This is a genomic window from Thalassotalea ponticola, assembly GCF_041379045.1.
In the GTDB taxonomy this organism is placed as follows: Bacteria; Pseudomonadota; Gammaproteobacteria; order Enterobacterales; family Alteromonadaceae; genus Thalassotalea_A; species Thalassotalea_A ponticola.
The window spans coordinates 2,738,142-2,750,081 of the sequence record NZ_CP166871.1 but is presented as its reverse complement, the minus strand read 5'-3'; the positions used below and the strand labels follow the sequence as shown (position 1 = coordinate 2,750,081).

Genomic DNA, 11,940 nt, shown 5'->3' with positions numbered 1-11,940 from the left:
TAATTGTTTGGATCCGCGGTTTCGTCGGTTTAACGTCGTAACGATGAGTATACTAACCAGCTACATTGCGGTTGTTGCGACGTCGACCACTTGGTTTAGTGCTTGGCCCTGTGCCCTTTGTAGAGGTTGACTTGCCAGACGGGTTGTCTTTTTTAATGTGTCGCTTGTTTTTACCTGTCGGTTTGTGACCTCTGGCCACATCACCGCTTCGTTGCCCGTCGTGATGTTCTGCCTTATCTGCTTTTGGCTTTTTGGGTTTTTTCGCTTTAAACGGGCGTATATCATGCGATTTAGGCACTGGGTTTCCCGCTTCAAATCCGGCGACTTCTTCACGGGGAAGCAGTGTTTGGGTAAGCCGCTCAATGGCTACTAGCAATTTAAATTCATCAAAGCAAACCAAGGAAATGGCGTTGCCGCTCTTACCCGCACGACCGGTGCGACCTATGCGATGCACGTAATCTTCGGCGACATGTGGTAATTCAAAATTGACCACTTGCTCTAACTCATTGATATCAATACCGCGGGCGGCGATATCGGTGGCTACTAGTACCCGAATTTGACCTTCTTTAAACTGCGCCAGAGCTTTGGTTCGCGCGCCTTGGCTTTTATTGCCGTGAATAGCGGCCGCTTTGATGCCGTCGGCTTCTAAGTGGCGAGTTAAGCGGTTTGCGCCGTGCTTGGTTTTGGTAAACACCAGTACCTGTTGCCAGTTGTGATGGCCTATTAAATACGATAGCAAGCGAGGCTTTTTGTTTTTGTCGGTGGTGATCACCTTTTGTTCGACGGTTTTCGCTGTGGTATTAGCCGGATTTACAGAAACCTCAACAGGATCGTTGACTAAACCGCGTGCCAGTTCGCGAATTTCATCGGAAAAGGTTGCTGAAAACAATAAATTTTGGCGTTTTTGTGGCAGTAACTTAATGATCTTTTTAATGTCGTTGATAAAGCCCATATCAAGCATGCGGTCGGCTTCATCGAGCACCAGTACTTCAACTTGATTAAATTTTACTGCGTTTTGTTGATACAAATCGAGTAATCGCCCAGGCGTTGCGACCAAGATATCAATGCCTTTTCTCAGGCGCATCATTTGCGGATTAATTTTCACCCCACCAAAGACGATGTCACTGCTCAAGTTTAGGTTTTTTGAATAGGTGGCAACGTTATCGCCTACCTGAGCCGCTAATTCGCGTGTCGGGGTTAAGATTAAGGCGCGGATGTGATTTGGGCGCGTTTTTTTGTCGTTATCTAAGCGCTGTAATATGGGTAGGGTAAAACCGGCGGTTTTACCTGTTCCGGTTTGCGCTGCTGCCATCACATCTCGACCAGACAATACAGCCGGTATCGCTTGTTGTTGAATGGGGGATGGGGTGGTGTAGCCTTTGTCTTGTAAAGCCGATAATATTTGCGGGCGTAAGCCTAGAGTTTCAAAACTCATAGTCACTCTCTGATTGCTGAACGATTAATGATATGCGCATTGTCATGCTAACACCGACAATTTGGTCGGCAATATAAGGGCAACGGCGGGCGCAATGTACAGTATAGTGTAGGCGGTTGCAATCAAAGGTGCGATCTAATTGCCAAGGGTTAGCGGGTTAAGTGAATCATTAGCGAAAAAAAGCCCACCAAAATTAAGTTAAACGCTATGATGTAGGCAAACCCTTTCATACCTTGCTTTACCGAGTAATTATGTGATTTAAGGTACCACCACCAAATTAAACACATAATCACGGGAAGAATAAAAAACAAACGTAACAACATGAGCAACCTTAAAATTTTAGTAATATGTAATTGTTGTTTTGCTAACTATAGAACAATTTATCGACCCTTGTTAAGGACTATTGTGAACTCGGCTGTTCTCGCCACGGTGCCACTTTCAATAACATCAGCATACCGGGTACGGCGAGTGCTGTACACAATAAGAAAAACGAGGTCCAACCTACGTGTTCCACGATAAATCCGGTACTTGCATTGGCAAACGTACGCGGTAAGGCGGTGAGTGCAGTAAACAACGCAAATTGGGTTGCGGCAAATGCGGGGTTGGTATTTTTGGCGATATAGGCGGTAAACGCTGCCGTGCCTAAACCAACACCGAGGTATTCAAACCCCATGGCCAGTGCCAGAGCAAGGTTGTTATCGCCGATTTCTGCTAATGCGGCGAAACCCAATATTGAAATGATTTGCACAAAACCGAAAATCCACAGCGCGCGATTTATCGACAGTTTAATCATGATGATACCGCCAAATGCCAAGCCGATGGTCATCGCAATTAATGATGCGCTTTTCGCAATGACCCCTATATCGGTGTTAGAAAAGCCGAGATCAATAAAAAACGGAGTTTGTAACGCCGTCGCCATATTATCGCCAAGTTTATATAAAAACAGAAAACACAGAATAAGTAGGGCGGAACGCAGGCCTTGACGTTGCACAAATTCTTTAAACGGCAAGGTAACTGCCTGATGAAGCGTTTTTGGGGTGTTGCCGTTAATATGCGCTTCCTTTACCGACAAGGTCATAATGACGCCAATTAGCATAAAGGCGGCAATGACAATAAATACCATCGACCAAGGCATTTGATCGGCCAAAATAAACCCCAGAGACCCGGGCACTAAACCGGATAAACGGTATGCCTGAACATGCAGTGAATTACCGAGGCCCAGCTCGTGATCGAGCAACAATTCACGTCGATACGCATCGAGCACGATATCTTGGCTAGCGCTAAAGAACGCCACGGCAGCGGCCAAATAGGCGACCGCCCAGATATCCATTTGCGGGTCAATGTAGGCGAAAGAGGCAATGGATATCAATAAGGCTATTTGCGTGAGTAGCATCCAGCCGCGTCGTCGTCCTAAAAACGGTAAGCTATATCTGTCCATAGCGGGAGACCAGACAAACTTCCAAACATAGGGAATGCCAATTAACGAAAACAAACCAATTTCGGCGAGGCTAACCCCTTCATTGCGCAACCAGCCAGGAACCAGTTGGTAGAGAAAAAACAAAGGCATGCCCGAGCTGAAGCCGGTGAAAATACAGATCAACATGCGTTTATTGAAAATGGTATCAATGATACCGACAGATGCTGTGTTTGGGGCTTGGCGCTCGGCCATGAATGGAACCTAATATACCGTTGTTGTTATGTCGCTAGGCTAACAGATAGCCGCCGTTAAAAAAAGCGGCTGGTGATTAAAATTCTGCAACGGGGCGCCAACCAACACAGTGAACGGGGTAACGTCCTTGGTCGGTTAAAAAATTCACACAAACTTGAATTTCATTGCGCAGTGCCATGTCACTTTGCACATTGCCTAATGACGCTAATTTTATTTCGTGAATTAAATGCCAAAATACCCGCTCCTTGGCGCAGTAGGGGGTGTCGTCAGTAACATTTAGCTGGCCCCACTCTTCAAAGCAGTCCCAAATAAAGGTATCTACTTCGGTGTAGTGAATTGAATTTTTAAGCAGCGCCTTAAGGTAATAAACTAACTGAGAAATTTTTTCATTAATAAAACTTTCTACGTACACAGATACTCCGCGTTATTATTATTGTTGTGTTCGCAATTTAAACTGCCTTCCGTGGTAGTTGAGGTTTACGGCTTATATCAACGCTCGATAAGAAAGCCTATTGGGGCGAGTAAATTGCCATCAGGTTTTACATTTGGTCATCAAAAATAACACAGAAAATTATTTAGTTACAGACTTTTAAATGTTATTCCTGATGGATGTAATCCGCCGGTAATAAGGTTGCTTTGAGTAAAATGAGTGGCTCTACCGGGACATCTGGCCAACCTTGTTGTTCATTGAAGTCGGTTTCGACTGAAGCCATTTTATTGAGCACCGCATCGCCAGAGGTGACAATGCCAAAAACGGTGTAGCCCCAGTTGCGTCCCGGATCGAGATCGGCGTTATCGCCAACATTAAAGTAGAATTGGCGTGTTGCACTGTGCGGGTCGTATTGGCGCGCCATGGCTATGGTGCCGTAACTGTTCTTTAAACCGTTGCCCGATTCATTAAAAATAGGCTCTGGTTCTTTGCGCGGAATAAAGTTGCGATCAAAACCACCACCTTGCACGACAAAGTCTTCGATTACTCGATGAAACAAGGTGTTGTCGTACTCTTTACTGACCACATGCCACAAAAAGTTATTCACCGCCAGTGGTGCCTTAACCCGGTCGAGTTCGACAATAATAACCCCCATTGAGGTTTCTAGTTTTACTTGTGGGTACAAATTGTTGCCATCAATGATGGCTTGCTTTGCCGACCATGATGGCGCGGTGAACAGCAAACAGCTCAGTATCAATAACAGGCGCAACATGGTTTATCCTTGAATAAATTTCTGTAATTGCTCGTCTTCAACCACTTGGGTGATGAGTTTGGCCAACTGACGGTTAAAGTTTTTCTGTAAATCGTCTAAGTCTGCCGTTAACGGGCCGCGACTGGTTGCGCGCAGAGTAAAGGTTTTAGACATCACTTGCTTGTTGGTTTCGACGTTGACCAATAATTTAATGATGGTATTGGCGCGATAATCCAAAACGTCTTGATTAACGAAGGTGCGTGCGCGCTCGACATTAAACTTAATGTTGACAGGGGCTTTTTTCGTCAACTTTAAGCCTTGAGCCGCCAATTGATTACTAAACTCTTGGTGTAATACCCCTTTGAGCGAGTCAGCAGTGGCGATTAATTCGGTCGGTTGACTTGCTGATAGCACCTCAACAACGTGTGCCGTGGTGCGCAAATCGTTAACCGATAACTCGGCCACCGTGTTGTTGTATACTTTATTGGTTTGCGGAAACACCACCGGCTTGATGCTGATACTGCTCGGCTCTTGTGCACATGCGACAAGACATAATGTGGAGAAGGCAATGGCTAAGATTCTATGTTTCATGACTTTTTCGCTGATAAAATGACAAATTTTTTATTACTAGCCAGCGTCTGGCACTGTTTAAATAACCGCTTCAACTTTACGTGATAAGCTAACTGGCGGTTGCCTATTATCCTTAATTCGCCACCTTTTTTCAAAGCCTTATGGCTTTCTTTAAACATTTGCCAAGCAATGTGGTCTGTGACCGCGTGCTGTTGATGGAATGGCGGGTTGCAAACCACCAAATCCAAACTGTTGGCAGGCGTGTCTCCAAGGCAGTCACCAACGACAAAATTGCACTGGTTGAGTTTGTCGGCAAGGTTGTGTTCGACATTTTTCCGCGCTGAGGCAATAGCCATATGTGATTCGTCGTAAAAACCAACTTCGATGTCGTCGTTATTGGCCAATAACGATAACCCGAGAATGCCATTGCCGCAGCCTAAATCTGCAACTTTACTACCGGCTGGGACAGCGTCTAAGTGCTGTAATAAAAAAGCTCCGCCAATATCCACTCTGTCACGTGAAAACACGTTGGCTAAGTTGTTAATCATCATTGACGTTCCATCGAGTTGCCATACTTTGTTATGGCTAGTGTCTTGTTTGCGACTAGGTTCGATGCTACTGAACACTAATCTTGCTTTTTTCACGGCCAACGACGTTGTCGTTGGACCTAAGTGTTGCTCAAACAACTTTAACGTCGAACTGTGGATGTCTTTGGCTCGAGCGGCACTGATCACCTTAGTTTTGGGACTGGCAATTCGTTGTATTTGCTGCAGCTGATATTCTAGATAACTGTTCGTTTTAGGAATTTTTAATAAAATGAGATCAACTGGCCTGTCGATTGAGTCAACACTAGAGAGCAAGCGGATAGTTGATTGAACCAAGCCATTTTGTTCTAAGTTATAGGTAATGCCCTGTTGCGAGATAAAGGAATCATTAACCGCCTGTATTTTGTGTTGATATAAGCTCGTTGTCAGAGCACCAAACTGGTCGTTAAAAATAACTATGGATAACGGCTGTTGTAAAAGGTTCTGCTCACTGAGATAGCTAATGATATACTCATCAGCGGCATCCCAAGCCTGCAGGCTTCGATTAACTTGCGCTAGCGGATAGCGTTCTAAGTGAAGTGGTTTATCATCAACAATAAATGGGCTTAGCATGAGCAGACGTCAACGGTGTAAATAGGAATATAAGTGATGAGTGCATTATCGCAAACCTCAGACCATTTAACTATAGATAGTGAGCAAAAGCTTGTCAGTATTGAACCTGATTTAAGCGATAGGTTAGCCCTTATTGATGGGCAACTCATTTACTATCCCAATTTTTTACATCGCCTTGCCCCCCACTTGTTCACTGCGCTAGAAGAGCAACTCAGTTGGCATCAAGGACAAATAAAGCTGTTTGGTAAAATGGTCACCATTCCCAGATTACAGGCCTGGTATGGTGATGCAGATGCGGTTTATCGCTATTCTCAGGTTGCCTTGCAGCCACAGCCGTGGCATTGGTTGTTATCTGGATTAAAATATCACTGCCAGCAGGTAGCGAACCAGCGCTTTAATTCGGTGTTGGCCAATTTTTATCGACATCAACAAGATTCAATGGGGTGGCACAGTGACAACGAAAAAGAACTGGGGCAACAACCCGTTATTGCATCACTGAGTTTCGGTTGTGAACGCAGCTTTTGCCTGCGTCACAATATCACTGGTGAAAAGCATCAATTGGCTTTAAAATCTGGGAGCCTATTAATTATGCGTGGCGCGTTGCAACAACAGTGGCAACACGCAGTGCCTAAATCGCGACGGCCGATGTCAGGGCGTATTAATTTAACCTTTCGCTTTATTGATGCCAAGTTAACTAAATAAGGCACAATCCGAATATAGAGAAGTAACGACATGAGTGTACAATCGATTATCGAAACTAAGCTACAACAGTATTTTCAGCCCCATCACTTACAGGTTATTAACGAAAGTTCTATGCACAACGTTCCTGCGGGAAGTGAATCGCATTTTAAAGTGATTATTGTTTCGGATAAGTTTGACGGACAGCGTTTGTTGGCGCGTCACCGCCAAGTGAATGAGGTGCTAAGTGACGAGCTTGCTCATGCCATCCACGCCCTAGCTATGCACACCTATACTCTTGAGCAATGGCAAAATATGGCGGCTACTGCGGTGCCTAATTCACCTGATTGTTTAGGTGGTAGTAAGCGCTAACTTTATCTTTTGTTGATTATTAAGTTGCCGGTGATAGTCTGCAACCGTCACCATTGCTTATCGCACGTTTATTCGCGCTATAAGCGTGTGCCGGGCCGTCAATATCTGAGGCGCGCGGTATCAGATTTAGGCTTTGCGCCTTTGCTCTGGCAAAAGCCTTTTATCAACGGCAATACGCAAGGTTAAAAACGCGCCGTTTTTCTTTGTTAATAGCAAACGTCCCTCACACAGAGCAACCAACTCAGATTGAGCCACGCCGCTCTCGTGCAATGCAGCAGGTGCGGTTACTGTCGCGTTTGGTACATTAAATATGGTCTAACTGTAAAAAATTTGTTATCTATAAGGGTCATCAATAATAACGATAATAAATGAAATAGATAATGAAGTTAGATGTACTGGCGCGCGCTGTGGCTATTGCCGACCGTTGCAGTGAAATCACGGGTCGCGGTGTTGCGTGGTTAACCTTGTTTGTGGTGCTAGTCAGCTTTGCCATCGTAATGCTGCGCTACGGTTTTAGTATAGGCTCTATAGCCCTGCAAGAACTCGTCTTATACGCCCACGGTTGTGTGTTTATGTTGGGGGCGGCATTCACCTTAAAGCACAATGAACACGTGCGTGTTGATATCTTCTACCAGCGCTTTAGTGTGCGCGGTAAAGCCTGGGTAAACCTTCTTGGGACCGTGTTTTTACTGATGCCGGTTTGCCTGTTTATTTTTTATGTCAGCCTCGATTACGTCTTGCTTTCTTGGCAATTGTTAGAAAGTTCAAAAGAGCCAGGTGGGCTCGCCGCTGTTTACTTAAATAAAACCCTGATTTGGTTATTAGTGATCACCCTGTTTGTTCAAGGGTTAGCTGAAATAGGGCGCAACATTATCGTTTTAGCCCAGTCAAAACAACATCAGCAAGGGGAGGCAAGCTAATGGAATACCTTGCTTTATTAATGTTTGTCTGCGTTTGCTTAGTGTTGTTACTTGGCTATCCAGTGGCCTTTTCACTGGCCGGTACGGCATTGTTATTTGCCGCTGTCGCGACTCTATTTGGCGCTTTCGATTACGCCTTTTTAACTGCCTTACCCTCTCGCTACTACGGTATTCTAACGAATCAAACCCTGTTGGCTGTTCCTCTGTTTGTGTTTATGGGCGTAGTACTGGAGCGAGCCAAAATCGCCGAACAATTATTAACCTCAATGGCGTCGTTGTTCGGCCAGTTTCGCGGCGGCTTAGCAATCTCGGTTGTGCTAGTGGGGATGTTATTGGCGGCGAGTACGGGCATTGTTGGAGCAACGGTGGTTACTATGGGCTTACTTAGTCTACCGACCATGCTAAACAGAGGTTATCAGCAGTCCTACGCAACCGGAGTCATTTGTGCGACGGGAACCTTAGGGCAAATTATCCCACCGTCTATTGCCCTAGTATTACTGGGCGATGTGTTATCTAACTCATATCAGTTGGCGCAACTAAAGCAGGGCAACTTTAACCCAGATGCAATTAGTGTCGGCGATTTATTTGCTGGCGCAGTGATACCCAGTTTGATTTTGGTTGCTATGTATATCATCTACTGTGTCTATCACAGTTTTCGCCATTCAACTGGCGATAGCATACAACAAGAGCAAGACACGGTTAATTATCGCCAGCTTTTTCAGGCGTTGTTGCCACCATTAGTACTAATAACCTTAGTGCTTGGTTCTATTTTAGCTGGGCTAGCAACCCCAACCGAAGCGGCAGGTGTTGGCGCGTTCGGTTCACTAGTTCTGGCTGCAATTAACGGTTCATTGACCTTGACCAACCTTAAAGCGGTGATGCTTGCCACGTTAAAAATCACCTCTATGGTGTTTTTAATCTTACTTGGTGCGAGCGTGTTTTCGCTGGTATTTAGAGGTCTAGGTGGCGAGCAACTGATCGAGCATTTTTTTAATGGCTTGCCCGGTGGGGCGGTGAGCGCTATGTTGATTGTTATGGTGGTGATCTTTTTACTGGGATTTATTTTAGACTTTATCGAAATTACTTTTGTCGTCATCCCCATCGTTGCGCCGATTTTGTTGATGATGGATATCAACCCGTTGTGGCTTGGGATTATGATTGCCGTAAATCTGCAAACGTCATTTTTAACCCCGCCATTTGGCTTTGCTCTGTTTTATTTGCGTGGTGTTGCCGATAAGTCGATCCCAACAAAAGCAATTTATCGCGGCGTGATACCTTTTATTATCATGCAGTTACTATTACTCGTAGGCATGGCGATATGGCCCGAATTGGTTACTTGGTTACCAACCAAAATTTATTCTTAAACAATAATAATTAATGGCTGATTAACAGCGTCAAGGAATCGTATGAAACAATTAATAACCGCTCTAGTTATCGCAACCACCTGCGTTGCGCTCACCGCATGTGGTGAGCGAGGGGAAAGCACTCAGGTTGCGCAAGACCAGCAACGCTTTAAGTGGAAATTGGTCACATCGTGGCCAAAAAACTTTCCTGGACTGGGTAGCGCACCGGAAAAGTTTGCTCAACACGTTAATAAAATGAGTAATGGTCGTTTAACGGTAGAAGTATTTGGCGCAGGTCAATTGGTTCCAGGATTTGAGGTATTCGACTCGGTTGCCGAAGGTACCGCCGAAATGGGCCATTCTGGGGCGTACTACTGGAAAGGAAAAATTCCGGCAGCGTCGTTTTTTGCCGCCGTACCATTTGGTATGACGGCGTCAGAAACCAACGCTTGGTTGCACTATGGTGGCGGCTTAGAGTTATGGCAAAAGTTATACAAGCCGTTTGGCATCATTCCCGTTGCTGGCGGTAACTCTGGTGCTCAATTTGCCGGTTGGTTTAACAAAGAAATTAACTCGATTGCTGATTTACAAGGTTTGAAAATGCGCATTGGCGGCATTGGTGGTGAAGTGATGAGCCGTGCCGGAGCCTTGCCGGTGAATATGCCTGGCGGTGAGATTTTTTCATCGTTGCAAAGTGGTGCGTTAGATGCCAGCGAGTGGGTAGGTCCATACAATGACTTGGCGTTTGGTTTTCACAAGGCGGCCAAGTATTATTATTCAACCGCTTGGCAGGAGCCGACCGCAACGTTGGAGTTTTTGATCAACGAACAGGCGTTTAATCAACTGCCGAGCGATTTACAAGAAATGGTATTAGTCGCGGCTCGAGCGGTTCACGATGATATGCTCAACGAATATACCGCCCGTAATGCGCGTGCGTTGCAGACCTTAATTACCCAGCACAATGTGCAAGTTAGAACCTTTCCCGATGATGTGATCGATGTACTAAAAAGTACAACAAAAGAGGTTATTAATGAGATGGCTGAGCAAGATGCGTCGGTAAAGGAGGTGTGGACCTCTTACAAGGCATTTTACGATGAGATCAAACGCTATCATCAGCTAAGTGAGCAAGCGTATCTTGAAAATCGCCAGTAGCGGCACAAAATACAGCAAGATGTGCTGCTCAGACCTCATACCGATAAATTTTAGGTACAATAGCAGCAATTTATCAGCGGCGATACGCTGCGACTAACATAATAACGAAAAGGTTTTAACTATGGTTATTCAACCAAAAGTACGTGGCTTTATCTGTACTAATGCTCATCCAGTGGGCTGTGCTCAGCACGTTCAGGAACAAATTGATTACGTAAAATCACAACCACAAGCCGACAATATGCCAAAGAAAGTGTTGGTTATCGGTGCGTCAACAGGTTACGGTTTGGCATCGCGCATTACCGCGGCCTTTGGTGGTGGCGCATCAACATTAGGGATCTTTTTTGAAAAAGAACCGACTGAAAAGCGCACTGGCTCAGCAGGTTGGTATAACACCGCCGCTTTCCAACACGCCGCAGAAGACGCCGGCTTGTACTCTAAAAATATCAATGGCGACGCTTTCTCTACTGAGCTTAAAGAGCAAACCATTGAAACCATTAAACAAGATTTGGGGCAAGTTGATTTAGTCGTGTATTCGTTGGCTGCACCTCGTCGCACCGATCCGGTAACAGGTGAAGTATACGCGTCTGCACTTAAGCCAATCGGCAATGGCTTTACGACCAAATCGTTAAACACCAGTAAGCGGGTAATTGAAGAAGTGGCGGTTGAACCTGCGACGGAAGAAGAAATTGCCGGCACCATCAAAGTAATGGGTGGCGAAGACTGGGAACTTTGGATGAATGCGCTAAAAGACGCCGGTGTATTGGCAACTGGATGTAAAACGGTTGCTTACACCTACATTGGTAAACAACTTACCTGGCCATTGTATGGCAAGGCGACGATTGGCCGAGCGAAAGAAGACTTAGATCGCGCGGCGACGGAAATCCGCAAAGTCACCGCCGATATTGACGGCGAAGCATTCGTCACCTCGTTAAACGCAGTAGTAACACAAGCCAGCTCTGCGATTCCGATTATGCCGTTGTATATTTCGGGGTTGTTCAAGGTGATGAAACAAGACGGTACTCATGAGAATCCGATCCAACAGATTCAAGGTTTATTCCGCGATAACTTGTACTCGACTACTCGCGATTTAGACGAAAAAAATCGGATCATGCAAAACCTAAAAGAACTCGATGATAGCGTCCAACAACGCGTTCAACAAATTTGGGATCAAGTTGATACCGATAGTATCGACGCGTTAACTGATTACGTTGGTTACAATCACGAGTTTATGAAACTGTTTGGCTTTGAAGTGGATGGCGTTGACTATGACGCTGATGTAAGTCCGCTCGCGCCAATCAATAACTTGCTGTAATTTAACAAGTTAAATAAGAACACGGCCATCATCGAAATCACCGCGATATGGCCGTTGCTCAAATGCTCTACACCGAAACTCGCCTTTTGCTTACTTTTTCATTAGCTTCTGTTTTCATTGTTTTTTTTGACAACTTAAAAACAACCACCTG

The 11,940-nt window shown here is 45.3% G+C and carries 12 protein-coding genes; 6 read left to right on the top strand and 6 right to left on the bottom strand.

Annotated features, from left to right (window positions below; translation table 11 throughout):
* Positions 1 to 52: 52 nt before the first annotated feature.
* From ACAY30_RS11975 to ACAY30_RS11950, 6 genes are all read right to left on the bottom strand, one after another.
* Positions 53 to 1,435 (bottom strand): DEAD/DEAH box helicase, encoded by a 1,383-nt coding sequence (locus ACAY30_RS11975; RefSeq protein ID WP_290251009.1) that lies wholly within the window; start codon positions 1,433 to 1,435, stop codon positions 53 to 55.
* Between the two features lie 400 nt (positions 1,436 to 1,835).
* A complete protein-coding gene (locus tag ACAY30_RS11970; protein ID WP_290251010.1) occupies positions 1,836 to 3,104 on the bottom strand; it encodes an AmpG family muropeptide MFS transporter in 1,269 nt (422 codons plus the stop codon).
* A gap of 76 nt (positions 3,105 to 3,180) precedes the next feature.
* A complete protein-coding gene (locus tag ACAY30_RS11965; RefSeq protein WP_290251011.1) occupies positions 3,181 to 3,516 on the bottom strand; it encodes a hypothetical protein in 336 nt (111 codons plus the stop codon).
* Between the two features lie 184 nt (positions 3,517 to 3,700).
* Positions 3,701 to 4,297, bottom strand: a complete 597-nt coding sequence (locus tag ACAY30_RS11960; RefSeq protein ID WP_371190281.1) for a peptidylprolyl isomerase — start codon at positions 4,295 to 4,297, stop codon at positions 3,701 to 3,703.
* A 12-nt stretch (positions 4,298 to 4,309) separates the two neighbouring features.
* Complete coding sequence (locus tag ACAY30_RS11955; RefSeq protein WP_290251013.1) at positions 4,310 to 4,876, bottom strand: YajG family lipoprotein; 567 nt, start codon at positions 4,874 to 4,876, stop codon at positions 4,310 to 4,312.
* Positions 4,873 to 6,012, bottom strand: coding sequence for a methyltransferase (locus ACAY30_RS11950; RefSeq protein ID WP_290251014.1), 1,140 nt, complete (start codon positions 6,010 to 6,012; stop codon positions 4,873 to 4,875). Before ACAY30_RS11950 ends, ACAY30_RS11955 begins: the two co-directional genes overlap by 4 nt.
* A gap of 36 nt (positions 6,013 to 6,048) precedes the next feature.
* Between ACAY30_RS11950 and ACAY30_RS11945 the strand changes: the two genes are divergently transcribed.
* From ACAY30_RS11945 to fabV, 6 genes are all read left to right on the top strand, one after another.
* A complete protein-coding gene (locus tag ACAY30_RS11945; protein ID WP_290251015.1) occupies positions 6,049 to 6,714 on the top strand; it encodes an alpha-ketoglutarate-dependent dioxygenase AlkB in 666 nt (221 codons plus the stop codon).
* A gap of 30 nt (positions 6,715 to 6,744) precedes the next feature.
* Positions 6,745 to 7,062, top strand: a complete 318-nt coding sequence (gene bolA, locus ACAY30_RS11940) for a transcriptional regulator BolA (protein ID WP_290251016.1) — start codon at positions 6,745 to 6,747, stop codon at positions 7,060 to 7,062.
* A gap of 380 nt (positions 7,063 to 7,442) precedes the next feature.
* On the top strand, positions 7,443 to 7,982 hold the full coding sequence (locus tag ACAY30_RS11935; protein ID WP_290251017.1) for a TRAP transporter small permease subunit: 540 nt from the start codon (positions 7,443 to 7,445) through the stop codon (positions 7,980 to 7,982).
* Positions 7,982 to 9,346, top strand: a complete 1,365-nt coding sequence (locus ACAY30_RS11930) for a TRAP transporter large permease subunit (RefSeq protein ID WP_290251018.1) — start codon at positions 7,982 to 7,984, stop codon at positions 9,344 to 9,346. The genes ACAY30_RS11935 and ACAY30_RS11930 overlap by 1 nt, the downstream gene beginning before the upstream one ends.
* 42 nt (positions 9,347 to 9,388) lie before the next feature.
* The gene (locus tag ACAY30_RS11925) at positions 9,389 to 10,477 is read left to right on the top strand and encodes a TRAP transporter substrate-binding protein (protein ID WP_290251019.1); all 1,089 of its coding nucleotides are present in this window, start codon (positions 9,389 to 9,391) and stop codon (positions 10,475 to 10,477) included.
* Between the two features lie 121 nt (positions 10,478 to 10,598).
* Entirely contained in the window at positions 10,599 to 11,789 is a 1,191-nt protein-coding gene (gene fabV / locus ACAY30_RS11920; protein ID WP_290251020.1) for an enoyl-ACP reductase FabV, read from the top strand.
* The last annotated feature ends 151 nt before the right edge of the window (positions 11,790 to 11,940 follow it).